We start from the raw sequence: 24,645 nt of genomic DNA, 5'->3' as shown, positions 1-24,645 counted from the left end.
GCGGCAACAGAAAAAGAACAGGAGTAGAGCTGATGGGATCACGTATCCGCTTTACAAGGGCCAAACAGGTATTTGAAGCTTATCCGGAGCTCTCTGATATTGTCAGCGAACCATCGGGCGAACTGGCGCCGGAAGACTATGCGATGGAACTGCAGGAAGGCGAGGAGCCGTTGAAGGCACTTGCCTATTTTGCCCATATCCTGCCGAAACGGGAGTCCGTCTGGTGGGGTATGAATTGCGTCGCCGGACTTGACGGGACCAGAAGCGAGGACGACCGTCAGGTGCTAGCGTTGAGCGAAACCTGGGTGCGCGAAGGCGACGAGGACGCGCGCGCTGCGGTGCATGCGGCGGCGGAAGCCTCGCGCGCGGACAGCGCGTCCGTCTGGATCGGATTTGCTGCGGGCTGGTCCGGCGGGTCGCTGTCTCCGAACCAGGAACACCGGGTCGAGATGCCGGACGATCTGACCGCCAAGGCGGTCAACACCGCGCTTCTGATCGCGCTCGGGACACTGCCCGCCTCCGAACGCGACGAAGCCCTGAAATCATGTCTCTCCGCCGGCCTGTCTTTCGCCGGAGGAGGGGCCATGCCGGTGGTGAGCGTCAAGGCACCCGCACCGGCCATGTCTTAGTCGAAAGAAGGAACGCCGCTAATATGCGCATTACGCTCCAGATCGAAAATTTCGACCGGTTGGAAACCGGCGGTCAGCTGTCCTACAGTTGCACCGCGCGCGGTTTCGACATCGGCCGGCATGAGCATCTCGACTGGAGCCTGCCCGACCCGAATCGTGTGATCTCGGGCAAGCATTGCGAGGTTCGGTTCGAAGGCGGCCAGTTTGTCCTTTATGACTTTTCCACCAACGGCACGTTCCTGAACGGCGGCCAGACGCGGATGGACAAGGCGCATGTGCTGAGGTCCGGCGACCGCGTTATGATCGGGGATTACATTATCCTCGTCTCCCTCGAAGCCGCGTCCGGGCAGGAACAGCCTGCATTCGCTCATGCCGCCTCCGCGCCGCCTGCCGCCGAGAGCTGGAGCGCGGCTCCGGCCGGCACGGGCCCGGCCTGGCCGTCAACACCCGCGCCCGCTCCGCACGCACCAGGTCCCCACGCATCAGGGCCGCACCAGCCGGCACCATACCCGTCGGAACCAGCCGCCGGCCCGTGGGCGTCTCAGGGGCCGGGCATGGAAGGGCGCCACGCGCCACCGACATCCGATCCGGGCATCGGTACGCCTGCCGACGATGTCTGGAGCCAGCAGGGGCATGGCTGGGGCAGCGCCGATCCGGCGCTCTACGATCCCCAGGTGCATCAGCCGGACAGGGAACCGGCAAGACCTGTGCAGGCCGACCCGCTCGATCATCTGGCGCAACAGCCCCATCTGTTTCAGGACCCGGTAGCGGCGCCGCCTTCCGGTCTGTCCGCCGCTGCACCCGATACGCCGTTCCCGCCCGTTTCCGGGGAAACCGCCGGTGGGGCCGCGGAACCGATGTTCCAGATGCCTGATCTGGTTCCAAAGGAAGGAAACCCGGCCCCGCAACCGTTCGCGGAACCGGCGATCGCCGCGCTCCCCGAGCAGCCTGCCGCGTCACCGTTTCCCGAAGCGCCCGCCTGGCCGGCTCCCGAGCCGGAGGTCGCCGCGGTTCCGGCGCCTCGGCCCGATGCGGAACCGGTTCCGGACGCGGCCGGGAACGAGGCCGTGACCGCTCCCGTGCAGGCGCCTGTGGCTGCCGCCGAGAAAACCCAGGCGGCCGCTGTCGGGGTGCCTGTGGAGGTGGGGCAGCCGGCCGAGAGCACCGGACAGGCGCAGACCAATGCCGATGCCGTGGATTTCATTGCCGCTTTCGCGGAAGGGGCGGGCATACCCGTCGAGGCCCTGAAAGGCAGGGACCAGGAAGAATTCGCCCGCGAACTGGGCGGCATCCTTCAGGGCATTACCGGCGATCTGATGGGACTGCTTCAGGCGCGCAGCCAGGTCAAGGCGATGACCCGGAATGTCAATCGCACACTGATCATGCGCAGCGGCAACAATGCCTTGAAGTTCTCGCCCACGCCCCAGGTGGCTTTGCAGACAATGCTGTCGCACAGTGCCGAGGAAACGGGCTATCTGCCGATCACGAAAGCCATGTCCGAGGCCTTCAAGGACATTCAGAAACACCATGTGTGGACCTACGCGGCCATGCAGAAGGCTGCCGCCCGTTTCGACGAGACCCTGTCGCCGAAGGCGGTCGAAGCGGAGGGGCAGGTCTCCAAGAGCGCGTTCGGCGGCCAGAAAGCCAAGCATTGGGACCGGTTGCAGGAACGGTGGACGTCTTTGACACAATCATATGACGATGGTCTGGTAGGTGTTTTCACGCAATATTTCACCGAAAGCTACGAAGAAATGAGTGATGACGAACCGGGGCAGATGTCCGGACGATTTGAATAAGTATTTTTTGCAGTTCAGGTGCGCAATCGCGCCGGCAGCGTTTAGGGAGCAGTGCCTTTATGTCGTGGTATAGCAAGGTTGCATGGACCGAAGGCCTGTTTTTACGGCCACACCACCTGCAGCAGAGCGACCGTTACGCGGAACACCTGCTGGATGAAAGGGTGCGGCTGGCGTCTCCCTATCCCTGGGGCTTTTCCGACCTGGAAATCGATCAGGATGTCGGCCAGCAATGCCGCTTCGCCCTGCGTTACGGACGTGGCATCTTCCCGGACGGCACGGTGTTCAATTTCCCTGCGGACGGCACGCCGCCGCCGGCGATCGACGTTCCGGAAGATGCGGCCGGCCAGATCGTCTGGCTCGGCGTCCCCGAAACGACGGTCAACGCGGTCGAAGTGGCCAACGGCCGGGACGATGCGGCCACGCGATACGTTCAGGATCGCGAGACCATCATCGATTCGACCTCGACCGTCCGGCAGGAAGAGGAAATCGACGTCGCTCATCCGCGGCTCATCTATTCCATCCGCTCGACACCGCATCCCGGACAGGTCTGTCTGCCCGTCGCACGGATCACGGAGATCAAGGACCGGATCGTCATCACCGACGGTGCCTTCGCTCCACCGGTTCTGGCCTGTCATGTGCACCCGGTCATTACCGGCTGGATCGATTCCGTCATCGGCTGGGTGGAGCGCAAGCTCAGCGAACTGGCCCGTTACGCTGCCGATACGTCGGCCGGCGGCGGGCTGCAGAATTTCGACTACCTGACGCTGCAGCTTCTCAACCGAACCTATCCCTTGCTGATGCACCTGAGAAAATCCGCCTATGTGCATCCCGAGCGGGTCTATTCGGAATTTCTGCAGCTCGCCGGGGAACTGGCGACCTTCGCGACCGAGGAGCGCCGGGCGCGCAACTATCCGGTCTACGATCACGACAAGCTGCATGATATCTTCAAGCCGCTTCTGGCGGACATTCAGGCCTTCCTGTCGGCCGGGTACGACCGGCGTGCGATCCGGCTGCCGATCGAGCAGCTCGCACCGAATGCCTTCAAGTCGACCGTGGTCGACCGGAACCTGTTCTCGCAGGCAAGTTTTGTGATCGAAGTGGCGGCCCGCCGCCCGCTGACCGAAATCCAGAACGAATTTCCCCGCCTGTTCAAGGTCGGCCCGTTCGGCCAGATGCGCCAGATCGTCTATTCGAACCTGCCGGGCATTCCGCTGATCCACATGCCGGTGCCGCCGGCGCAAATCCGGGCCCTGACGGACCGGGTCTATTTCAGGCTCGACAAGACGACGCCGCTGTGGCGCGAATTCAGTCAGGATTCGGCGGTTGGATTGCAGTTTTCCGGCAACTGGCCGGAGCTGCAGCTTGAGTTCTACGCCATTCGGGAGGGACGTTGATGTCTGACAAGGACGACCCTTTCGGTGTTTCGAAACGCAAGGGCAAAACCATTGTCATGCCGAACCCCGGCGGCCGCTGGAGCGAAGACCAGTCCGCGGGGGCGCCCCATCAACCTGGCCAGCAACCGGGCCAGCCGCCACAGCAACCGGCGCATCCTCAAGCCGGCCCGGGCCAGCCACCTCATCAGCCGCCGCAACAGCCGCCCCAGCAGGGCCGCGGCGGGTCCGCCGATCCCTGGCAGGGGGGCGGCGCGGGCAGGGATCCCTATGCCGCCACCCCGGCAGGCTACGAATACGGACAGCAACAGGCTCCCGACCTCAGAACACCGCCGGCAGGACCTCACGGAGCCGCGCCGGGGCAGGGGCCTGGACATCCGCAGGGACAGCCCTCCGCGCAAGGTGCGGGGCAGTTGGCGCACACGCCGGACATCAAGCAGATCCGCGTGGCCAACCGAAATCCCATTTCCCGTGCGGCCGCGCCGTTGCTGCTGCTGCTTGGACGCCTGCATCTGACAATGACCGATGCGCAATTCGATCAGTTGATGCGCGACGTTTACACGTCGATCAAGACTTTCGAAACGGACCTGCGCAGTGCGGGGATCACGGATGAACAGATCCGCTCCGCGGCCTACGCGTTGTGCGCCACATCCGACGATATCGTTCAGAATCTGCCGTCTGCCGGTCGCCATCAGTGGACGCAATACTCGATGCTGACCCAGTTTTTCGGTCAGGCAACGGGCGGTGTGGAGTTCTTTCAGCTCCTGGAAAAGGCGAAACAGGATCCGGGCCGCAATTACGGCGTTCTGGAGGTCATGCACGCCTGCCTGTCGCTCGGCTTTTACGGCAAGTACCGGGCCATCCAGGGAGGGCAGCAGGGTCTTGAACGTGAACGCCGGGACCTGCATGAAATCTTGCGCCGGGTGCGCCCGCGTCCGGGCGATGACCTGTCCCCGCACTGGCGGGGTCTTGAGCTCCTGCAGAGGCGCACCGGCTTCTCCATCCCGATCTGGTCGGTCGCGGCGGTTGCGGCCGCTCTCCTGCTCGGTGGCTATGTGACCTTGATGCTGCTTCTGGCCAGCGGCAGCGAAGTCGTTGCGGGCCGGGCCGCGTCGATCTACCCGACGGGGCCGATCGAACTGGCCCGCGAAGGCTACCAGCCCAAACCGCCGCCCGCGCCGCCACCGCCCGAGGATCCGCCGATCGACTCGGTCTCCGACCAGCTTGCCGGTCTCGACGGCGTGGAAGTCATTCCGGCCGGGCCCTCGATCATGTTGCGCATGCGCGCGCAGTTCGACGTGGCAGCGTCGACCCTGCGTCCCGAGTTCAAGTTGCTGGTTGAAGAGGTCAGCCGGACCCTGGACAGGATCGACGGCGATATTCTCGTGGTCGGTCACACGGACAGCGATCCGATCCGCAACAATCCGCGTTTTCCGACCAACTGGCACTTGTCCGTAGAACGGGCCCAGTCGGTTGCCGATGTCATGCAGGCGGTCTTGCAGACGTCCGATCGCGTCCAGGTGGAAGGACGCGGCGCGGATGAGCCGATCGCGCCCAATACCAGCCGTGACGGCAAGGCGCTGAACCGGCGTGTGGAGGTTTTCCTGAAACCGTCGGGAGGCGTGAAACCGCCGGCCGGTGGATTGGTGATTAACAATTAGATCCCGGGCAACCGCGGAACAAGGTTTTATCGATGAAATTCTGGCTCGGCATAACGGCAATCCTTATCGGCATTCTCGCCCTGGTTGCCCTGATCTGGTTCGGCGGCCCGTTTCTGGCGATCGCGGGTGTGCGGCCGTTCGAACCATTGTGGGTGCGTCTGGTCCTCTCCCTCCTGATCCTTTTGTCCCTGGGAGGATGGCAAGCCTGGCGTGTCTACAGGCGCATCGCCGCCAACAAGGCCCTGGAGCAGGAAATTCTTCAGCCCAAGGCCAGCGAAGAGGACCTTGAGATCCTGTCGGAACGCATGAAGGATGCGCTCAAGACGCTGAAGACCTCGAGCGGCAGCGCGCGGACCTATCTCTACGATTTGCCGTGGTACCTGATGATCGGCCCTCCCGGAGCCGGCAAGACAACGGCCCTGATGCACTCCGGCCTGAAATTCGCAGCTTCCAGGGGCAAGGGGGAAGCGCAGAAGCTGGAAGGCCTCGGCGGGACCCGATACTGTGACTGGTGGTTTGCAGAGACCGCGGTTCTGATCGATACGGCCGGCCGCTACACAACGCAGGATTCGGACGCGGAGCACGACCGGGAATCCTGGCTCGGGTTCCTCAATCTTCTGCGCAAGGCGCGGCCGCGGCAGCCGGTCAACGGCGTCATGATCTCGATCAGCCTGGAAGATCTGATGACCCTTCCGGACGACGAGCTCAAGAAGCATTCGGATGCGATCCGCGCCCGTCTCATCGAGCTCTACAAGACCTTGAAAATCGATTTCCCGGTCTATGTCATCTTCACCAAGGCGGACACGGTCGCCGGGTTCATGGAGTTCTTCGGATCCTATCCGGAAAGCCGCCGAAATCTCGTTTGGGGAGCGACGTTCCAGACACGGGAAAAGACCAAGAACATGGTCTCCGAGACGCCGACGGAGTTCGACCTGCTGGTCGAGCGGCTGAACGAGGAGATGGCGGACCGTCTTCAGGAGGAGCCCGATCCGCGTGCCCGGCTGATGCTCTACGGATTTCCGACTCAGGTCGCCGCGCTCAAGGACAGGGTAACCGGTTTCCTGAATGCCATTTTCGAACCGAGCCGCTACTATCCCAATGCGGTGCTGCGCGGGTTCTATTTCACCTCGGGTACGCAAACAGGAACCGCCATCGACCGTGTCATCGGCTCGATGAGCCAGGCCTTCGGAACGGCCTATCAGGCGGCCGCGCTGTCGGGGCAGGGCAAAAGTTATTTCCTGAGTGATCTTCTGACCAAGGTGATCATCGGTGAAGCGGGCTGGGTGACCCATAATCGCCAGGCCGTGCGCGTTGCCACCGCGACACGCATCGCCGCCTATGCCGCCATCGCATTGGTGACGATCGGGCTGGGGAGTCTCTGGACGATCAGTTACCTCAACAACAAGGCGTTGATCGACGAGACCGCGAGGGCGGTGGACAGCATTCGCAGCTCGGGTGAATCCGTCCTGTCGGAACGGATCGTGCGCGACGACGACCTGCTCAGAACGGTTGATGTCCTCAACAAGCTGCGGACACTGCCTGCCGGCTATGACAGCCGGAACAATCCGACACCGTTCACGGAACAGTTCGGCCTCGGTCAGCGCGCGCGTCTGGAAGCCGCGGGTGTCACATCTTACCAGAGCGGGCTGGAAAGGCTGTTGCGGCCGCGACTTCTCCTGAGGATCGAGGACCAGATGGCCGAGGTCCTTGACAACCGGACCGGACCCGGCGGTGAGGATATCGACCGGCTGTACAATCTGGCGAAGCTCTACCGGATGGTGGCGCGCGACGCGCCGGAGATCGATGAGGACCAGATCAAGAACTCCTTCCGCGCGGATTTCGTGCAGAGTTACCCCGGTCCCCAGGGCGAGATCTTCCGTCAGCCCCTGAACCAGCATGTCGCCTCGATGCTGGAACTGGATTTCAGCGGCCGTCCACTGACCGATCAGCTCGACGGTGTTCTGGTCGCCGAAGTTCAGCGCGAACTTGCAAGAGTAAGCCTCGCGGAGCGCGGCTATGCTCTGCTCAAGTCACGCGCGAACGGACTGGCGAGTGAAGACTGGATTGCCGAACAGCGCGGTGGTCCCGATATGGAAATCGTCTTCGAAACGGAGAATGGCGACACCCTGGACACGGTCGTCGTGAACAAGTTTTACACCTATCCGGGCTTTCACCTGTCAGTCCTGCCCAATCTGGCCGGCATCCGCCAGGAGCTTGAACGCGACAAATGGGTGTTCGGAGAAGTCGGCGAGGTCAATGCCTTCAACGACCAGTACGAGTCGCTTCCCGGTGAAATTCTCGCGCTCTACACCCAGGACTTCATCGAAGCATGGGAAAGTGAGCTCGGGAACCTGAAATTCAAGTCGATGAGCGAGGACAAGCCGCTCTATACGACCCTTCAGGCGGTCTCCGCCCGCGCCTCGCCGGTTGTCCAGCTTCTGGAAAGCCTGCGCCGCGAAACCATGCTGACCCAGGAACAGACAAGTGAGGGTGTCGCCGGCGCGCTCGCCGGAGGCAGTGCGCAGAATGCGGGCTCGGAAGCCGCCGGCAAGATCTTCCAGCGCTATGTGCTGGATTCGTCCGGCGGCCTGAAACGCATCGGTCTGGAAGCAGGTCTGAAGGCGCTTGCGCCGAACGGCGTGACGGGGGCGATCGGATCGGCTGCCGGAGGTGGCGGGCCGGCCATCATTCCGGGCAAAGCGATCGAGGATCATTTCCGTCGCTACCACGAATTGGTCGAAGGCGAGAACAGCCGCAAGATCGATGCCCTGTTGCTCAACTTCAAGAACATTCTCGACAACCTTCTGATCGTTGCCAACAATCCGCTGCAGAGCGAGACCGCCAATTCCAACGTGCAGATCCAGGCCTCTCTGCTGCGCAGCAACGCGACCCGGTTTCCAAATCCGTTCGACAAGCTGATCCTGCAGGCGGCCAAGGAATTCGACGAGGAATTCAAGGAAACCTCGATCACCCAGCTGAACGAGAAGCTCAAGTCCCAGGTGGTCGATCAGTGCCGTCAGATCGTCGGCCGGAACTATCCGTTTGAAAACGGCCGGTCCGAAGTGCCCATGACGGAGTTCGCGAAACTGTTTTCCCCTGCCGGCCTCATGCAACGCTTCTTCGACGAAAACCTGAAGCCGCTTGTCGACACGTCGGCCAGACCCTGGACCTGGAAGCCGGAAGTCTCGCAGTCCGACCGTCTGTCGAATGCCACGTTGCGGCAGTTCGAGCGGGCCGACCTGATCAGGCAGGCCTTCTTCCCGACCGGCAACGCGTTTCCCTCGGTTGGCCTCCAGGTGGTTCCGCGCGCGCTGTCGCAACAGGCGGAAGCGGCAAGCCTCGAGGTCAACGGCAACGTCGTGTTTATTACGCGGGGCCCTGGTTTCAATGCGGAAATACAACCCGTTCCGGCCAATTTCGACTGGCCCAGCAACACGGCGACACCCCGTGTCGTCCTGGTGCTCCAGCCGGATGTGCCGGGGTACCGGTCCCGTCAGGAAATTCACGGCGACTGGGCCTTTTACCGCTTCATCAAGGCCAACCGGGTCAGTTCAGGTCAGAACAAGTTCGTCGTGCGCAAAACTCTTGGCGGGCGCCAGGTGGCCTTCACCGTCACCTTGCGCACCAAGCCGAACCCGTTCTTCCTGTCCGCGGTCGGCGATTTCAGCTGCCCGTCGAGTTTCTAGCAATGGGCTGCTGTTATTTCGGCAAGTTGCCGGCCCGTTCGGATTTCGTGATCGGCCAGTGTCCGAAGGGCTTTTTGAAGTTGTGGGAGCCGTTTGTGATGCAGGGGCTCGCGCAGTCCAGACTGGATCTCGGGGGCGCCTGGAGGCAGGCCTATATGACAATGCCGGTCTGGCGGTTCGAGATCATGCCCGATCCGGCCGTAGGCAACGCGCCGGAAGCTGTCCTGGGGGCGGTCATGCCGAGCGTGGACGGTGTCGGACGCGAATACCCGCTCATGCTGGCAGCCAGTACCGACCCGGTGGCCGGTATCGACACGCAGAGCTGGTTCGAGCAGGCCGAAATCGTCCTGAGGAGCGCATTGCTGGAGGAAACCGACCTGTCCGATTTTCAGAAGGCTGTCGAAAGCCTGGAGTTGCCGGATGTGCAGGGTGTCATGGAGAATCCCAAACCGGGTTGCAGGTTCGCCGCCGCGCCGGGCACGCAAGGTAAAGTCTCCTCCCTCTTCTGGTGCCGGGGCGGGGAAACGGAATTCGTATTCGGCTGTGGTGGGCTGCCGGATGCGACGGAATTCCGGTGGCTTCTGCTGCCGGAACGGTTTTCGGCCGCTGAAGAGCCGGACGGGCTGGCAGGGGAAAATCATGGGCGATACTATCCGGAGGATCATCGAACATGACGGAGAGTACTGAGGAAACCTTGCGCGGATTTGCGGTTGGTCTGACCGATGTGGGCCGGGTCCGCGATCACAATGAGGATACGTTCCTGGTCGATGAGGCCAAGGGTGTGTTTGCGGTGATGGATGGCGCGGGGGGATTGTGCAACGGCGCCATGGCATCGGGTCTGGTGCGCGAAGCGCTTACCGGAATCTCGGCGCCGAAAAGCGCCGAAGATCTTCTCGAGCAGTTCGAAAGTAGTCTGATCGTTGCCAAGGACCGGATCGAAGGGGCTTCGGCAAAGGCGGATGGCGCGGCGATGGGCACGACCATAGTCGCCCTATTGACCTATCAATCGGATTTCGCCTGCCTCTGGGCCGGAGACAGCCGGGTCTATCGGCTGCGCAACGGCAAGCTTGAACAATTGACGACGGATCACACCGAAGTTCAGGAACTGGTGGATCAGAAGGTTCTGACGCCGGAAGAGGCCCGAAACTTCGCACGACGGCACGTCATCACCCGTGCAATCGGGTCCAGCCTGGATCTGGAACTGGAGCTGGTGTCCGGAAACCTGCAAAAAGGCGACCGGTTCCTGCTATGCTCGGATGGCCTGACAGGCCACCTCGATGATCCTGTCATCGGGACCTTCATGATGAACGGCGCCGCCAGGATGACGGCCCAGAGCCTGATCAACGGGGCGCTTGAAAACGGAGGGTCGGACAACGTGACCGCGGTGATTGTGGATATTGACCGGATGCCCGCGGGCGAGGGAGCAAGCAACTTATGAGCCCATCCGACCAGCTGTTGCCGACTGGCACGCGGCTCAACAATCTCTACGAGATTGAGGAACATATCGCCGATGGCGGCATCGGCACCGTGTATCGGGCCAGGGACGTTGAAAGCGGGGATCCGGTCGCGATCAAGGTTCTTCTGGCAAGGTTCGCCAAGGACCCCATGATCCTCGACCTGTTCAAGCGTGAAGCCAAGATCCTGCGCAAACTCAAGCATGACGCGCTGACGCAGTATTTCGTCTTTGCCAAGGAACCGACGCTCGAAGTCTATTACCTCGCGATGGAATTCGTCGCCGGTCCGTCGCTCAGTACCCGTCTGGAATCAGGGCCCCTGGAGCCCGAGGCCGTGTTCCGGCTGGTCCATCGGCTGGCATCGGCATTGCAGGCGGTTCATGACCGGGAGGTGATCCACCGGGATCTGTCCCCCGACAACATCATTCTTCAGAACGACGATGTCGGTCAGGCCAAGATCATCGATTTTGGCATTTCGCGGGCGAATGCAGCCGGACCCACGATCATCGGAGACGGCTTCGCGGGCAAGGTGAACTACGTTTCGCCCGAACAGGTGGGTATTTTCGACGGCAAGGTCACCGCCCGCAGTGACATCTATTCGCTGGGGCTGGTCATCGCGGAATTGCTGCTCGGCCGTCAGGTCGACATGGGCGGCACGCAGGTTCAGATGGTTGACAAGCGGCGCCAGTTGCCGTCGCTTGAAGGTGTCGACAACCGGTTTCGTCCTCTCCTGGAAGCCATGCTGCAGCCCGATCCGGCAAATCGGCCCGGCAGCATGGCGGAGATCGCGGACTGGTCCCTGGGAGCTCCGATGCAAAGCCAGGCGGACGACCGGACGGTCATCATGCCGGCGTCCCCACCGCCCGAACAGACCTCGCTGGACACGCCGCCGCCGGCTGCCAACTGGGGCCGGCGCGTGCTGGTGGCGGTGTCGCTTCTCGGGTTTACGGCTGTGGGCGCCGCCGGGGTCTATTTCCTGGTCGGTCAAACGGTTCCGGAACAGGATCAGAAACCGGTTCTGGTGGCGACACCGCGCGACGATGCGCCCACGGCACCGGTCATTCCGGTTCCCGAGGCTCCGGAGACGCAGACGTCCGCGACTGACAACGGCGCGCAGCCGGAAACCGGCGCAACTGTCCCACCGCCGGAACCTATCGATATCGCACCTGAAAGACCTGCCGATCCGCCGCAGGACATTGCCGTTCAGCCTGTCGAGCAGCCGGTGCAGGAGGCGCCCGTCGCCCCGCTGACCCCCGAGGACAAGGTCCAGAAGTTCCTGAGCAGCTATCAGGCCGGAGATTGCATGTACCTGCAGCCGATCCGGATAGACGGCCGGTCGGCCGAGATCGAGGGGTTTGCTTCCCGGACGCCGCCCTTCATCAGTTTTGACCGTGATTTCACCCGGAGCCAGGGGTTCGAGGCAAAAATTCAGGTGAACCTGGTTGCTGACGCCCAGTGCCCTGCGATCGCCTTTCTCAGGGGAACGCCGCAGGGCAATGTCGACACGGGATTGCGGCTGGACATGCAAAGGACCGTTGTTCCCAACGGTTCGAACCTTGCCGGACGTATTTCGGGATACGAACCGTCGACCGGCGGTCTCGGGCTGATCTTCGTCAACAGCAAGGGCGAGGTGTCCAACCTGTCGCCCTACCTGCAGTCCGATGATGGTGGCGCGGGCTTTGTGGTCCCGTTGACCTTGAAGACGGTGGCCGAGGAAACCGGTCTGATCATCGCAATGGTCGGCCCGGACGTGACCGGCAACCTTTCCAGTCAGGCCGGAAAAGGTTCTGAAACCTTCTTCGACAATCTGATGCAGGGCTCCCCGATCTTGCGAGCCACGGCAACCACGGTCAAAGTGGTTCCCTGACGGACGACGATCGGTCTTGAGAACCAGGGTTTCGGATTGGCCATGAAACGCTACACAAAACCTATCCATCTTCAGGAACTTTCGCCCCACCGCAGGGCGGACAGTTCGTTACCCCTGATCAATGTCGTGTTTCTCCTGCTGTTGTTCCTGCTTGTGTCCGGAACACTGAGACCGCCGCTGCCTGACGAATTCACCTGGGCCGAGACGTCCCGCGACGAGGGCGCTGGCAACATTCGTGGTGGTCTGGTCCTGACCCGGGAGGGCCGGGTGTGGTCCGAGGGTCAGGCGCTGGAAAGCGGGGAACTCGCCGACTTCCTGATCCGGACCGCCGAGACGAGCGATCTTCTGACGGTACAGGTCGACAAACGGACCAGGATGGAAGCAGTCGCCACGCTTGCCGCGCAGGCCAGGTCGAGCGGTATCGCCCGGCTTACGCTCGTGACCGTCGAGGCGGATGGACCTTGAGCGCGGCGGCCTCCAGTACCGAACAGGGATGGGCCATTCCGGCCTATGTCTGGCCGCCGGTGCTTGGAGCCTCGGTTGCGCTGCATCTGTCCGTTCTGGTCTTCGGATTGGCAGAGATGCGCCTGCCGCAACAGGATCCGGCTGAACTGACCGAGACCGAAATCATCATCGAAAGCGGAGGGGTGGCTTTTGAGGACGTGGTCGCGTCTCCCCCCTGCAGCCGGAGGCGGCGGCAGTTGAAGCCGTGGATGTCTCGGCTTCGGAAGTTGCTGAAACCACACCTGCCTCCGGCGAGGTGAACGAATTGCAGCCTGTTGCGAGCGACGTGCTCGCAGCCTCCGACATCGTCGAAAGTGTGGAAGTGCTGTCCGTTCCAGACACCAACCCAGTGGAGGCCGTTTCCGCCAAGGTTCCGGATGTGACCCCGGCTGCTCCGGAAACTGCGATCCTGTCACAGGTCGAGACGATCGAGGCGATAGAGACGATAGAGGTAATAGAGGCTGGGCCGGCGGAAGTGGCACAGGTGCTTGAGCCCGGCGGAGACATCCCTCTTGCACCGGTAACCGACAGTCTTCCGGCGGATCCGTCCACGCTTGCGCCTTTCGACGTGGCGGACGTGGTGCCGCCGGCTGTCACACCGGCGGTTTCCACCACTGCCGCCGAAAGTGCCGTGATCGAACCCGTCACGGTCAGCCAGGGCACGGTCGGGCTGATCAGCGAGGACGTGTTGACGATCGTGTCTTCTGCGACTGAGGCGCAGCCGATCGCGTCTGTCGGTGTTGAGCCGGTTGCCCCGGCAGCGGTCCCGGTGTTCAGCGTCACCGAGCCAGAGCCAGAGCCAGAGACCGTGATTGCCGCCAACGCCGGGATCACACCCGTTGCGAGCGTGGAGATCGAGGCCGTGTCACCCGCGCAGGTCGTTTCCGCTGTGCAGCCTGCGGAAACCGTCGTGGCGGCGATATCGCCGAGCGAACCGGATACATCGGCTGTGCCGGCGGTGGCCCCGCCATCGGAACCGGCCGAGAGCGTCCCACCCGTGGAAGTCGCCACGATCGATCCGCTCGCCAGAATAACGAACTATGTCGAGACCTACGATTTCGGAGACTGTGCGCACCTCTCCGTACTGGCAGCGGGGTCGGACAGCGCATCGGTCACGGCGTTCGGGTCGGGCATTGACCCCTTTGTCAGGTTCGACAAGCGGTTCTCCGCGGATCAGGGCTATGAGGCGGCCATAGAACTGCGTCTCGTGACCTCAAGCCAGTGCGGCCTGTTGAATGCGCTTGGCTTGTCCGAAGGCATCGAGGCGGCCGGCCTGGTCGAGCTTGACGGCACGGTGGTCCGGAGCGGTTCGCATGTGACAGGGGTGATCCGGCGGGATCTGCCGCTGGAGCGCATCGCCGCCGCTGAACAGACCGGGCTGGATCTGAGCGGGAAGGGGCCGCCGGAACTTTACCTGATTGACGACGCGGGACAGATCCACGACGGCCGCGAGTTCCTGCTCCCGGTTTCCAGCGCCAGGACAGCCGGGGCGTGGCGTTTCAAGGTGCCGGTCACGCTTATGGCGAGCCAGAGCGAGGAAACGGCGCTTGTGCTCGCCATCTGGAACCGGCCCGCCTCACGTCAGCCGCCGCGCTTTAGGGTACAGCCGTCCGCACGCATCACGGATATACTCGCCCAGCCGGGGGTCTATTCCCTGTCTGCCTTCAAGGTCTCACCCTGAAGCTTGCGGGACACCGGCGCCTGCCGTGAACACGCCGGTCAGGAGCACCTCGAGGGCGGCGCGTTCTTTTTCGAGACGCGTTTCGAACCAGGTCACCGCGACCGAAACCGGGATCGCGACAGCGAGACCGCAGGCCGTCGTCAGCAACGCCACCCAGATTCCGCCGGCAAGCGTGGCCGGGCTTGCGGCGGCGCCTGAATCCTGCAGGGTCTGAAAGGTATCGATCATGCCGATGACGGTGCCGAGAAGACCGAGCAGGGGGGCGATCTGCGTCACGAGGTCAAGCGCCTTCAGCCAGCTTGCAAGAGCGAACAGGCGATCGGCGGCGCGCGCGGAGATCTCTTCGTGCAATCGTTCTTCTCGGATGTCGCGTTCCTGGGATGACAGGGGCTGCTGATCCAGCATCTGGATGGCATCCATCGCGCCGCGTACCAGCGACGCGGACAGAGACCGGTCCTTGAGCAGGTTTTGCGCGGCCTTGGCCCGATCGCCGGACCGCCACAAGGCGACGGCCTGGCGGGCCTGGTTGTTGCGCCCAACCCTGGCGCTCGAGAACTGAAAGACCTTCGCGAAGATGACGGCCAGCGCCGCCATGGAAATGACGAGCAGGATCAGGACGACCGGTCCGCCCAGTTCCAGCAGGGAGGTGGAGGTTTCAACCATGCGAGCGACGTTTCCTCAGATGGGTCATGATTGACGCAATATGACGTCAGTCGCCGAATTGAACGGGCGTGCGATTGCCCAGATCCATGAGATCGGGACAGTAGACGTCCGTGATACTGGGCGGAACGCAGTTCATGACGTTGTTGACATGCAGGCGCGAAATGCCGTCGCATGGTTTCCCGGCCAGGTCGAACTGCAGGATCTTGGTCTTTCCGGCGGAAATGCGCGAGAATTTCAGGCGCAGGAACTGTTCGACAAGCCCGTCCTTGTCGAAGGCGACCATCTCCAGGCCGAGCTGATCGATCGGACGTTCGAGCCCGTTGGTCGCGATGATCGAGAGCCGGCAGCCACCATCGGCGATCGGCTGCAACTGGTTGAGCTCAAGACTGATCTTGCCGGTCACGGTCTCGGCCTGAGCGCCCGTGGCACTCGCGACGCCAAAAACGGCAGCAAAAACCCAATGAACAAAAAAACGCATCGATACCCCCAAGTGTCCCTGAAAATCACGTGTCGTTGTTGAAATCAAATGTCAGGCCATGACCTGAAGCCCGTGAACCGGTTCAGTCATAAGACAGAAGAACCGTCCAGTCTTGCGCGCCCTCGGTTTCGATCTGAAAGAAATCGGCTTCGATAAGCCCCCGTTGCCAGCATTGATCCCCATCATACAGAACGAATTTTTCTTCCCGAATGCAAAGGGTAATGTCCCCAGCGAGCCGGCTTTCGCCAAAACCGTCGGCGACGTGAAGGTAGTAGCGCGCATTCTTGAGCGGTTCCTGCAGCACCTGGCTGCAGGCATTTGCGGTGATGGTCCACCAGCCTTCGCTTCTCAGCCCGTCGTCGGTCTCGTATCCGACAGCCACATTGACCAGATCGACCGACCCGTTGCACACACGCAAGCCCGCTTCGGCTGTCTGCGGCAGCAGGGACGCTCCTGCAGCCAGGCCGATGGTAACGAGGAGGCTGCGGGCCGGGCGAAATACGGCCGCCGCATAGCCGGACCTTTTATTCATCTGAACGGTTCCGGTTCGGTCAATTGAACAGGCACGCTACGGAAATGCTTCTCGGCGGTCAATTTCGCAATTGCGATTGAGCTCCGGAGAAATCTGGGTGACACTCGGCGGCCACTTTCAACAAACACCATTTCGTGCCTCGGTCCTGACGATGATCCTGATACAGACGCCGGTAGCCAGACGCAGGCGCATTCCGTTGACGCCTCTCATCGATGTGATCTTCATCCTGATCATGTTCTTCCTGCTGTCCTCGACCTTCGGCATCTGGCGCCCGCTGTCCGTTTCGCTGGAACGGCCGGTTCCCGAGGCAGGCACGCAGCAGGCGTCATCGCCCCGTGGTCCCGCCGTATTCATCGTGGTCCGGGCAGGGGAGCGCGCCGAACTGACTGTCAATGGCGTCGAACTGTCCTTTGGTGAACTGGCGGCGGAACTGGACCGATTGGCGGATCTCGGCGCAGAAACCGCGCTGCTGGTGCCGGACAAGGGCATCGATTTCCAGCGGGTCGTGCATGTTCTGGACGAGGCACGGGCATCGCGGCTGAAACGGGTGAGCCTGCATCTGGACTGACCGCCTGGCGCGGTTGCGCGGCAGTGCCACGGATAGCTCATGAAACAAATAGGTGCGCATTGAAAAGCTGGCGCATGAAAAAGGCGGCCCGGCACAACCGGACCGCCTGTTCTGTTTTCCTGGCCTGTATCAGCGGCCGATGGCGCCACCAATGATCCCGCCGACCACACCGCCGAGAAAGGCGGCTCCGGCCGGATTCATGCTACCACCGGAGTTTCTCTTGGTGGTCCGGCGCTTGTTGGTATTGCGGCTTCCGGCACTGCGCGACGCGGCAGCGGCCTGCTGCTTGCGGTTCACTTCGGCGATATACGCCGAATACTGCGTCGCGGTTTGCGAGGTCAGCAGGGCATATTGGGCTGCGGTGAAATAGCCGGTCGCGACAATGCCGTTGACGGTCTGCCAGGAGGCAACGCCCGCGCGGGTTTTCGGACCGAAGGCACCGTCCGGGCGGCCGACGTCATGACCGGAGAGATTCAGGCGGGCCTGAACTTCCCGGCGCGCCGTCCGGTTCCAGCCAAGGGTCGATTCCGTGATCTGCGTTCCCGGAATGGCTTTCTGCGGGTCCGGAAGCGTTGCCACAGCAGCGCCCGCCGGTGCGGCTCCGGGGACCACCCCGGGATTGATCGCGGCCACCTGGTTCTGGCTGCCCAGACGCTTGATGGAGTTGCGCGCGAAATCCGCGAACAGGCCGTTGGGGTAGGCAGCGAGATACGCCTCGTAGTCGGCTGCGGTGTTGCTGGCCTTCGCTGTTTCCCAGATCAGCTTTTCGCGTTCCCAGGCAATGGTGGACTGGGTCGCCGACGGCGACGCCGCGACCGCTGGCGCGGGCTGCTGGGCGGCGGCGGTCGGCGCGGTGCCGAGGGCGGCGACTTGCGCTGCCGGAGCTGCGGCCGCTGCCTCCTGCTTGTTGAGGAAAACCTCACCGATCAGGGACGCGTTCACCCAGGGACGCTGGCGTCTCTCGGTTTCTTCGAAGACGTCTCCGGTCACGCGGGTCATCACCGTCTGAATGGAGGCATTGGGCGTATCGATGTGCCGGATGAGCGCCGAGGTGAACGGGGAATTGGTGCCTTCACCGTCAAGCGCGACATCGCCGGGGCTGGTGGCGAATGCAATCACCGAGCCTTCGCCACCGGTTTCCTGGATCTTGATTTCCGCCAGACCGGAGCCGACGCTGCCGGACCGGCTGGGGCCCATGCGCCGCGCCAGCGTACGTGCCAGCGGATTGTCGCGGCAGGCATCCAGGAACACCATCTGAACCTTCACGTCCTTCGACATCTGCCGCAGGATGAAATCGACCGTGATGGTTTCGAAGTCGAGCGAGGTTTCGTCCTCGATCGTCGCGTCGATCGGTACGAGGTGATTCTGCTCGCCGACCTGCAGACCATGACCTGCATAGAAGAGGATCGCGATCTCCGCGCCATAGGCCTTCTTGGAAAAATTCATCACGGACCTGCGCATGTCAGCGTAGGTCTGGTCCTGCCCGGCGACAACGTCAAAACCCAGGCCACGCAGCTTGGCTGCCATTTCCTGGGCGTCGTTCGCCGGATTGGGAAGAGCTACCGTGTGCTCGTAGGCGCCGTTGCCGATCACAAGGGCAACGCGCTTCGCAAGTGCCGGCGCAGTTCCTGCAAGTATCATTGCCAGCACGGCGATCAGTCGTTTGAACATGTCCTGTCCTCTCGTAGATCAATGTTGCCTGTCGGTTGGACCGATCTTGAAACGAGGTTTGTGCCCTCTTGAGAACAGGCGTACCCCGATTGGCGATATGGTTCTGTAATACGCGTCACAGGAACTTGAAATTGGAAATGCTGCCCCTGATGACCCCGAGGAACCCCGCCAGCCCTGTCCGGCGACGCTCCCACTCAAATCAGAAGCCGACTATATCCAATTGTTTCCGAAAACACCACTTTCGAGGGCATGAATAGTGGCATTTTCTCCGATTGCCTGAAGGGAAGGTAAAATCGGGTGAAGTGCCGATTGCCCGTTGTTTCCGCTCGGTGTCTCGACCCGTCGGGCTACGGCGCGGGCGGCGGCGGCTGACGATGGATTCAGACGGGAGCTTCCGGGCGGGCCGTCCCGGTTGGAGCGACGATCCGGCACAGCGGTTCGCGCGTGTCCGCACAGGGCAGAGCCCATGCGAGCTGCGCGGTGTCGGCTTGATCAAAAATGGGGAAGAAAGTTGGTACGCCCAACGGGACTCGAACCCGTGTTTCCGCCGTGAAAGGGCGGCGTCCTAGACCGCTAGACGATGGGCGCGCGGTCGACGCGGCTGCGTCGTGGGGAGGCTTATAGGCGGGAATGGTTCGGCCCGCAAGAGCTTATGTTACAATTTTTTGCAGGCCCGGATCACCGGACCTGTCACTGTTGAAAACCGGCCTGTTTCACCACTCGCCGGTGTTCGGCATGGACGCCCAGGGGTCTTTGATTTCAAGAGCTTCGCCCTTTTGCAGAAGCTCGAAGGAAATGTTGTCCGGCGAACGAACAAAGGCCATGCGGCCGTCCCGGGGCGGGCGGTTGATCGTAACGCCTTTTTTCTGGAGGGTTTCGCAATAGTCATAGATGTCGTCGACCTCATAGGCGAGGTGGCCGAAATTGCGTCCGCCGGAATAGCTCTCCGGATCCCAGTTCCAGGTCAGCTCCAGCAGGGGCGCGGAATTGGCCTTGCCGGCTTCGATATCCTCGGAGGCTGCCAGAAAGATCAGCGTGAAGCGGCCCTTCTCGTTCTCGATCCGGCGCACTTCCGTCATGCCCATCTTGTTGCAGTAGAAATCCAGGGAGTCCTCGATGCTGGTCACGCGGACCATCGTGTGCAAATAACGCATGTCCTATCCTTTTCCTCTCGCGAGGCGCATTTTCATTTCTAGGGGCACCGGACAGGCCGATGAAGTGCATAACCAGTCTGCCCGAAGCGCAAGACTTTGTGGCACAATTCAACAAAGGTTCCTACCGGCGCATTGTCGTTCTGACCGGCGCTGGGATCTCGACGGAATCCGGCATCCCGGATTTTCGCTTACCTTGCGGCATCTGGTCCCGTCGGCAGCCGGTTCAATACCGGGATTTTCTCACGCTGGAGAGCAAGCGCCTGGAAGACTGGCAGCGGCGGTACGAGATGCTGGCGTTTTTCCACAGCGCGCTTCCCAATGCCGCGCACCGGGCGATGACCGGTCTGGCCAACGCGGACCGGCTTGCATGCCTGATCACACAGAATGTGGACGGGCTGCATCAGAAGACAGGATTTCCGGAAGACCGGCTGGTCGAGATCCATGGCAATTCCACTTACGCGTCCTGTCTGGACTGCGGCGCGCGCGCAGACCTTGAAGCGCAGCGGGCGTGTGTTGACGGCGGGCGGAGCCCGCGCTGCAACTGATGCGGCGGGCTGCTGAAGGCGGCGGTGGTCAGTTTCGGCCAGCAGATGCCTGATGACGCCGTCCGGAAAGCGGCGGGCGCAGCGCAGGATTGCGATCTGTTCTTGGTGCTTGGCTCCTCGCTGGCCGTGCATCCGGCCGCGCAATTGCCTGCACTGGCGGTCAGGGCAGGTGCTGAACTGGTGATTCTCAATCGCGACGCCACACCGCTCGATTCGCTGGCGTCCACAGTCATTCGAACGCCGCTTGCTCGAACATTTGCCGATTTCGGAGGGCCAGGGGCCGATATTCCGTAAATGGCCTGTGGTTAGTTCGTTAATTTCCCTTCTCGTCGGAAAGCACAATGTTATCCTTTTATTAGGAATCAGCAATCGGGCGAGTCGGGTTTTGCCCACAGTTGTGATGATGCGGACCAGGGACGGGACAAAAGGCTATGGGGGTTAAGACCGCACGGGAACCCCGCGCACTCGATACGATGACGGAAGATGTTGCCGTCGATGTCTTCGAGATTGCCGGAACGATTAAATGGTTTGATGTCGGGAAGGGTTATGGCTTCATCGTTCCGGACAGCGGCGAGGAGGACATTCTCCTGCATGTCACCTGCCTCAGGCGGGACGGCTTTCAGACCGCCTATGAGGGTGCGCGGGTCGTTTGCGAAGTGCTTGACCGGCCGCGGGGCCTGCAGGCCTTCCGCATCCTGTCCATGGACGAAACCAGTGCCACGCATCCCTCGCAACTGCCTCCTTCCAGAACCCATGTTCAGGTCGTCGCCGAAAGCGGCTTCGAAAAAGCCACCGTCAAATGGTTCAACCGGGTCAAGGGCTTCGGTTTCCTGACACAGGGCGAGGGGACGGAAGACATATTCATCCACATGGAAACGCTGCGGCGCTTCGGTATCACGGAGCTGCGTCCGGGGCAGGACGTTCTCGTGCGGTTCGGCGCAGGTCCCAAGGGACGCATGGCGGCCGAGATCCGACCGGTCGGCACCGGGACCCATATTCCCGCTTCCCACTGATCGCCGGTCGCGGTCGCACCGCCGTTTTCGCTCGAAAGCCAGGGCCGGACATGTTCCGGCCTTCTTGTTGGCCGAACGTTCACGGAAGTTTTTCTTTTGTCGGCCCTGCCTCGAAGGCAGGGTGATCCGGTGTCAAACTCCTGCATCTTCAGTGTTGCGTCAGGACGTGTCTGAATGCTTCTCCACCTGTCCCGCCCGGTTCTGTTCATGGTCTTGTCCGTTGTCGCGACAATGGCTTTTTCGGGTGCCGTCCGCGCCGACACCCCGCAGACGGATCTGCCGGTCGAAACGCTGGTCGTCACATCCGCTGACCGGATCCACCGCTTCCAGGTGGAGGTCGCCGCTAGCGACCGCGAACGTGCCATGGGGCTGATGTTCCGCGAAGAAATGGGACCGGACACCGGCATGCTGTTTGTCTTCGAAAGCGAAGACCAGCGCTATTTCTGGATGAAGAACACGCCGTTGCCGCTCGATATCATTTTCATCGGCGCGGATGGAGCCATTGTCAGCATCGCATCCGGCACCACTCCGTTTTCCACAGACACGATCCCGTCCGGCAAACCGGCCAGGTTCGTGCTGGAACTGAATGCGGGCCGGGCTGCGGAGCTGGGGATCGAGGCCGGGGACACCGCCAGCAGTCCGTCGATGACGACCGACTAGGTCCGAGGCGCCGCCGACTTTTCCGTCCGCGCCGGCACGAAGGTATTTTACGGATCGGGTTTGCCCCGGAGCGCCATCCGGCAGGGCGATGGCGCTTGCGGATACGTGGCATCTACACGTTCCGACAATCCGTGTACCAAACGGGACATGCCTCCCTGACGGCAAATACTATCTTCCTTCCAAACTGAAAATACGGCGCTGAAGGAAATCCAGATGCAGGCACGCGCGCTTGTGGTCGATCTCGGTCGCTTGCTGAGCATTGATCTTGCTCCTGACAATTCCGGGCACTGCGCACTTCGGATCTCCGGGACAGTCGTCGTCGTCGCGGTGAGCGAGGACGGCAAGACACTGAGCTTCGAGGCGATGATCGCGGATGCTTGCGAACATGATTTTCGCGCGGCTTTGGAGGCAAACCATTCCGGTGACTTCGGCGCGACTTTCGTCAGCCTCGATCCCGTGGAAACTGCGTTTATCGCCAGGGAGGTCATCGCGGCCGAACGGGTCACCGGCGATGATCTGAAGATCGCCGTTTGCCGGTTTGTCGAACGTGTGGCGGCTTTGCGAGCGCATTTGGTTGAGGGAGCATCGCCGGAGCTTGTGTCCGAAGATCGCGACACGGCAGGTGAAGTGGTCCTGATGCGCGTCTGAGACTTTCGACATTTGAGTTTCATGCAATTTTTCGAGATAGGGGAACGGCACCATGGGTGGCATTCGTCTGGACACAACACAGTCCATTCAATTGATACACACACAACATCAGGAGTATGACCCCGATACGCAACAGCAAGCCTGGCTGCAGCCGGTTCCCGGTCATGTGACCAACCGGTTGGCGCGTGAGGATGCCCGTCCGAGCTATACGACTTTCGTGGAGGTTCTCGGCGTGTCGAATGAGAAGGGGGAGGCTATCGAGAACAGACTCACCTATCAGACCAGGGAAAACCTCAGGATGCGCTGTGCGCAGATGATCCCGGTCGAGAAGAAACTGTTCGACGAGATATTGACCTTCAAGCACTACGCGCGCGCGCACACGACGGAAGACATGCGGATGGACATCCGCACGATCCTGACCGCGGTGGTGGCCCAGGGCTGTCCGCTCGATCTGGCGACGGTACTGCGCAAGGACCTGAAGCATATGACAGCCGAGGAGGTGGCAGACCTGGCGCGCCGGCTTTCGTATGACGATTGTGCCCTCTTCGAGCTTGAGTTCGACCCGGAACGGCCGATTTCACTCGAGGTATTGAAGACAGGCCTGAAAACGTCGCTCGGTGAACTGCTCTTTCACTTGCGCCTGGATCTGGACGAAGAGCTCCTGAATTTATTTGATTCTCTGGCCTATCAGAACAACAACGAGCCGCAGCAGGATATTGCGAGAGGCCTGTTCAAGTTGCAACTCGGAGATATTCAGGGCGCGGCGGAACTGCTTGGACAAGCAATCACCAACCTCACCTTCATGGATCGAAATCCTGAGGGGCTTGAGTTGATGAGCCTCCTTTTGGCGCGCGCCCCGGTCGAACCGGATCGCGCGAACCAACGCGAAGCAACCGTGATCTTGCAGAAAATTATGATTACAAGGATCCGCGGCTTTACCGTCGCCCGCGATGAAACCGGTCAGTTGCAACTCGAGCGCGTGAGCAACGTCAAACTCCACATCGATCAGAAACTCACACAGGAACAGGTCGACAACATCAGGGCTGTCTTTGAGGAGGTCTGTGACAAGCCATACAGCAGGCTCGGCGGGATCCTTGAGTTTGCCCGATACGTGCGTGACCAACGGCGGGAAAACCCTGATGCGGCGCTGGCGGACTTGTTTGCCGCCTTCGAGCCCGATCTTTCCACCGTGGTCGACGAGTATGGATTTGGCAACTGCATCAGCCTGGCGGCGAAATTGCAGAGCAGGCTCGCTGACATCGGTATTCAGTCGATCGTGACAGGCATTGCGAATCCGGGGCTCACGGGACTGTCCCTGACGCAGGACCAGTCCGGCCTCGTGCATCACACGGACGTGGTCATCCCCTACATAGGCGAGGACAATGAGCAGCATCACGTGATGATTATTCCGGGTATGGGAGTGCAGCCTGCACCCGGTGTATACGGGCAGGAGTTTTTTGGTGATCACACCGAACCGTTTCAGGGTCTCTTCTATCTGACGACGCCGGAGGGAGAGGGGGTGCAGATAGGCACGGTGCAAAAGGACGCGATGGGGCACCTGGCCAAAATCCAGTCCCGCAAGGAAGCGCCGGATGGAACGACCACGACCGTGTTCGGTGTCGATCTGAACAACGGCACGATTTATCTGAACGGCAAGGCCTCCGAAGAATATGCCGGCGCCGAGATCGGTGAACGGACAGACCGGGGAAGGGTCGTTCTGAATTTCCGGGAGTTGATGTCAAATCCGGATGGCGCCACAACCGTGATGGTCCCGACAGAAAATGCGGGCACCGAGCCCATGGAAATGACAAACCGTGAGGCCTGCGAGCTGTTTCTGACCTGTCTGGGTCATCAGTTTTTCGAGGATCAACCTGATCCGGAGGCAACAACCGATCTGTTTGTCGATGACATGATGGCCTTTCTCGAAATCGCCGAGGAATACGGCGACACGGTTCTTTGGCCGGCCGTTCGGGAAACGAAAAGCTGGCTGGCCGGACATGGCACTACCGGTTGAACTCAAATGCAATGACGTCAGGAAAGCATG

The 24,645-nt window shown here is 61.6% G+C and carries 20 protein-coding genes, 1 tRNA gene and 1 pseudogene; 16 read left to right on the top strand and 6 right to left on the bottom strand.

The genetic code is table 11. The features are described 5' to 3' along the window. Window positions 1-32: 32 nt before the first annotated feature. The 10 genes from AC0VX3_RS16410 (at window position 33) to AC0VX3_RS16365 (ending at window position 14,669) form a co-directional block, all read left to right on the top strand. A complete protein-coding gene (locus tag AC0VX3_RS16410; protein ID WP_475521404.1) occupies window positions 33-629 on the top strand; it encodes a DUF6931 family protein in 597 nt (198 codons plus the stop codon). A gap of 23 nt (window positions 630-652) precedes the next feature. After that, window positions 653-2,425, top strand: a complete 1,773-nt coding sequence (tagH, locus tag AC0VX3_RS16405) for a type VI secretion system-associated FHA domain protein TagH (protein ID WP_475521403.1) — start codon at window positions 653-655, stop codon at window positions 2,423-2,425. Window positions 2,426-2,484: 59 nt separating this feature from the next. Then, window positions 2,485-3,819, top strand: a complete 1,335-nt coding sequence (gene tssK, locus AC0VX3_RS16400) for a type VI secretion system baseplate subunit TssK (protein WP_342894957.1) — start codon at window positions 2,485-2,487, stop codon at window positions 3,817-3,819. Beyond that, on the top strand, window positions 3,819-5,477 hold the full coding sequence (gene icmH, locus AC0VX3_RS16395; RefSeq protein ID WP_475521402.1) for a type IVB secretion system protein IcmH/DotU: 1,659 nt from the start codon (window positions 3,819-3,821) through the stop codon (window positions 5,475-5,477). The genes tssK and icmH overlap by 1 nt, the downstream gene beginning before the upstream one ends. 32 nt (window positions 5,478-5,509) lie before the next feature. After that, complete coding sequence (gene tssM, locus AC0VX3_RS16390; protein WP_475521401.1) at window positions 5,510-9,163, top strand: type VI secretion system membrane subunit TssM; 3,654 nt, start codon at window positions 5,510-5,512, stop codon at window positions 9,161-9,163. A gap of 2 nt (window positions 9,164-9,165) precedes the next feature. Next, the gene (gene tagF / locus AC0VX3_RS16385) at window positions 9,166-9,837 is read left to right on the top strand and encodes a type VI secretion system-associated protein TagF (RefSeq protein ID WP_475521400.1); all 672 of its coding nucleotides are present in this window, start codon (window positions 9,166-9,168) and stop codon (window positions 9,835-9,837) included. After that, window positions 9,834-10,601: a PP2C family protein-serine/threonine phosphatase gene (locus AC0VX3_RS16380; RefSeq protein WP_348148101.1), complete on the top strand. Its 768-nt coding sequence runs from the start codon at window positions 9,834-9,836 to the stop codon at window positions 10,599-10,601. The genes tagF and AC0VX3_RS16380 overlap by 4 nt, the downstream gene beginning before the upstream one ends. Beyond that, window positions 10,598-12,484 carry a serine/threonine protein kinase gene (locus tag AC0VX3_RS16375; RefSeq protein WP_475521399.1) on the top strand — a complete coding sequence of 629 codons (1,887 nt, stop codon included), beginning with the start codon at window positions 10,598-10,600 and terminating at the stop codon, window positions 12,482-12,484. Before AC0VX3_RS16380 ends, AC0VX3_RS16375 begins: the two co-directional genes overlap by 4 nt. A gap of 42 nt (window positions 12,485-12,526) precedes the next feature. Then, complete coding sequence (locus AC0VX3_RS16370) at window positions 12,527-12,949, top strand: biopolymer transporter ExbD (RefSeq protein ID WP_475521398.1); 423 nt, start codon at window positions 12,527-12,529, stop codon at window positions 12,947-12,949. Window positions 12,950-13,193: 244 nt separating this feature from the next. Continuing rightward, window positions 13,194-14,669: a hypothetical protein gene (locus tag AC0VX3_RS16365; RefSeq protein ID WP_475521397.1), complete on the top strand. Its 1,476-nt coding sequence runs from the start codon at window positions 13,194-13,196 to the stop codon at window positions 14,667-14,669. Here the strand turns inward: AC0VX3_RS16365 and AC0VX3_RS16360 are convergent. The 3 genes from AC0VX3_RS16360 to AC0VX3_RS16350 all read right to left on the bottom strand — a co-directional run bounded on the left by AC0VX3_RS16360 (window position 14,661) and on the right by AC0VX3_RS16350 (window position 16,342). After that, on the bottom strand, window positions 14,661-15,332 hold the full coding sequence (locus AC0VX3_RS16360) for a MotA/TolQ/ExbB proton channel family protein (RefSeq protein WP_475521396.1): 672 nt from the start codon (window positions 15,330-15,332) through the stop codon (window positions 14,661-14,663). The two genes, AC0VX3_RS16365 and AC0VX3_RS16360, sit on opposite strands and share 9 nt — an antisense overlap. Window positions 15,333-15,378: 46 nt before the next feature. Further along, window positions 15,379-15,810, bottom strand: coding sequence for a hypothetical protein (locus AC0VX3_RS16355; RefSeq protein WP_475521395.1), 432 nt, complete (start codon window positions 15,808-15,810; stop codon window positions 15,379-15,381). 82 nt (window positions 15,811-15,892) lie between these two features. Then, the gene (locus tag AC0VX3_RS16350; protein ID WP_475521394.1) at window positions 15,893-16,342 is read right to left on the bottom strand and encodes a DUF1036 domain-containing protein; all 450 of its coding nucleotides are present in this window, start codon (window positions 16,340-16,342) and stop codon (window positions 15,893-15,895) included. Between the two features lie 151 nt (window positions 16,343-16,493). Here AC0VX3_RS16350 and AC0VX3_RS16345 point away from each other — a divergent pair, with 151 nt between their 5' ends. Next, window positions 16,494-16,910, top strand: a complete 417-nt coding sequence (locus AC0VX3_RS16345) for an ExbD/TolR family protein (RefSeq protein WP_475521393.1) — start codon at window positions 16,494-16,496, stop codon at window positions 16,908-16,910. A gap of 129 nt (window positions 16,911-17,039) precedes the next feature. On the opposite strand, the gene AC0VX3_RS16340 is transcribed toward AC0VX3_RS16345, so the two are convergent. From AC0VX3_RS16340 to AC0VX3_RS16330, 3 genes are all read right to left on the bottom strand, one after another. Beyond that, a complete protein-coding gene (locus tag AC0VX3_RS16340) occupies window positions 17,040-18,581 on the bottom strand; it encodes a caspase family protein (protein ID WP_475521392.1) in 1,542 nt (513 codons plus the stop codon). A gap of 512 nt (window positions 18,582-19,093) precedes the next feature. After that, window positions 19,094-19,169: transfer RNA gene (locus tag AC0VX3_RS16335), tRNA-Glu, on the bottom strand. 125 nt (window positions 19,170-19,294) lie between these two features. Further along, window positions 19,295-19,735 carry a VOC family protein gene (locus AC0VX3_RS16330; RefSeq protein ID WP_342894944.1) on the bottom strand — a complete coding sequence of 147 codons (441 nt, stop codon included), beginning with the start codon at window positions 19,733-19,735 and terminating at the stop codon, window positions 19,295-19,297. 59 nt (window positions 19,736-19,794) lie between these two features. Here AC0VX3_RS16330 and AC0VX3_RS16325 point away from each other — a divergent pair. The 5 genes and pseudogenes from AC0VX3_RS16325 to AC0VX3_RS16305 all read left to right on the top strand — a co-directional run bounded on the left by AC0VX3_RS16325 (window position 19,795) and on the right by AC0VX3_RS16305 (window position 24,615). Next, a pseudogene (locus AC0VX3_RS16325) lies at window positions 19,795-20,574 on the top strand (SIR2 family NAD-dependent protein deacylase). A 137-nt stretch (window positions 20,575-20,711) separates the two neighbouring features. Next, on the top strand, window positions 20,712-21,293 hold the full coding sequence (locus tag AC0VX3_RS16320) for a cold-shock protein (protein WP_342894942.1): 582 nt from the start codon (window positions 20,712-20,714) through the stop codon (window positions 21,291-21,293). 174 nt (window positions 21,294-21,467) lie between these two features. Continuing rightward, window positions 21,468-21,953, top strand: coding sequence for a DUF192 domain-containing protein (locus tag AC0VX3_RS16315; RefSeq protein WP_475521391.1), 486 nt, complete (start codon window positions 21,468-21,470; stop codon window positions 21,951-21,953). A gap of 213 nt (window positions 21,954-22,166) precedes the next feature. Continuing rightward, on the top strand, window positions 22,167-22,601 hold the full coding sequence (locus tag AC0VX3_RS16310) for a type III secretion system chaperone (protein WP_475521390.1): 435 nt from the start codon (window positions 22,167-22,169) through the stop codon (window positions 22,599-22,601). Between the two features lie 52 nt (window positions 22,602-22,653). Further along, window positions 22,654-24,615, top strand: coding sequence for a hypothetical protein (locus AC0VX3_RS16305; RefSeq protein ID WP_475521389.1), 1,962 nt, complete (start codon window positions 22,654-22,656; stop codon window positions 24,613-24,615). Window positions 24,616-24,645 lie beyond the last annotated feature (30 nt).

The sequence above is a fragment of the Roseibium sp. QJM3NY_11 genome (genome assembly GCF_056173175.1).
The sequence above is the reverse complement of the archived record's forward strand: the minus strand, read 5'-3'. Positions and strand labels throughout refer to the sequence as shown.

Excerpts from the sequence above, each read along its gene's own strand:
- AC0VX3_RS16410 (WP_475521404.1), top strand. The coding sequence starts at position 33 with ATGGGATCACGTATCCGCTTTACAAGGGCCAAACAGGTATTTGAAGCT.
- tagH (WP_475521403.1), top strand. The coding sequence starts at position 653 with ATGCGCATTACGCTCCAGATCGAAAATTTCGACCGGTTGGAAACCGGC.
- tssK (WP_342894957.1), top strand. The coding sequence starts at position 2,485 with ATGTCGTGGTATAGCAAGGTTGCATGGACCGAAGGCCTGTTTTTACGG.
- icmH (WP_475521402.1), top strand. The coding sequence starts at position 3,819 with ATGTCTGACAAGGACGACCCTTTCGGTGTTTCGAAACGCAAGGGCAAA.
- tssM (WP_475521401.1), top strand. The coding sequence starts at position 5,510 with ATGAAATTCTGGCTCGGCATAACGGCAATCCTTATCGGCATTCTCGCC.
- tagF (WP_475521400.1), top strand. The coding sequence starts at position 9,166 with ATGGGCTGCTGTTATTTCGGCAAGTTGCCGGCCCGTTCGGATTTCGTG.
- AC0VX3_RS16380 (WP_348148101.1), top strand. The coding sequence starts at position 9,834 with ATGACGGAGAGTACTGAGGAAACCTTGCGCGGATTTGCGGTTGGTCTG.
- AC0VX3_RS16375 (WP_475521399.1), top strand. The coding sequence starts at position 10,598 with ATGAGCCCATCCGACCAGCTGTTGCCGACTGGCACGCGGCTCAACAAT.
- AC0VX3_RS16370 (WP_475521398.1), top strand. The coding sequence starts at position 12,527 with ATGAAACGCTACACAAAACCTATCCATCTTCAGGAACTTTCGCCCCAC.
- AC0VX3_RS16360 (WP_475521396.1), bottom strand. The coding sequence starts at position 15,332 with ATGGTTGAAACCTCCACCTCCCTGCTGGAACTGGGCGGACCGGTCGTC.
- AC0VX3_RS16355 (WP_475521395.1), bottom strand. The coding sequence starts at position 15,810 with ATGCGTTTTTTTGTTCATTGGGTTTTTGCTGCCGTTTTTGGCGTCGCG.
- AC0VX3_RS16350 (WP_475521394.1), bottom strand. The coding sequence starts at position 16,342 with ATGAATAAAAGGTCCGGCTATGCGGCGGCCGTATTTCGCCCGGCCCGC.
- AC0VX3_RS16345 (WP_475521393.1), top strand. The coding sequence starts at position 16,494 with ATGATCCTGATACAGACGCCGGTAGCCAGACGCAGGCGCATTCCGTTG.
- AC0VX3_RS16340 (WP_475521392.1), bottom strand. The coding sequence starts at position 18,581 with ATGTTCAAACGACTGATCGCCGTGCTGGCAATGATACTTGCAGGAACT.
- AC0VX3_RS16330 (WP_342894944.1), bottom strand. The coding sequence starts at position 19,735 with ATGCGTTATTTGCACACGATGGTCCGCGTGACCAGCATCGAGGACTCC.
- AC0VX3_RS16320 (WP_342894942.1), top strand. The coding sequence starts at position 20,712 with ATGGGGGTTAAGACCGCACGGGAACCCCGCGCACTCGATACGATGACG.
- AC0VX3_RS16315 (WP_475521391.1), top strand. The coding sequence starts at position 21,468 with ATGCTTCTCCACCTGTCCCGCCCGGTTCTGTTCATGGTCTTGTCCGTT.
- AC0VX3_RS16310 (WP_475521390.1), top strand. The coding sequence starts at position 22,167 with ATGCAGGCACGCGCGCTTGTGGTCGATCTCGGTCGCTTGCTGAGCATT.
- AC0VX3_RS16305 (WP_475521389.1), top strand. The coding sequence starts at position 22,654 with ATGGGTGGCATTCGTCTGGACACAACACAGTCCATTCAATTGATACAC.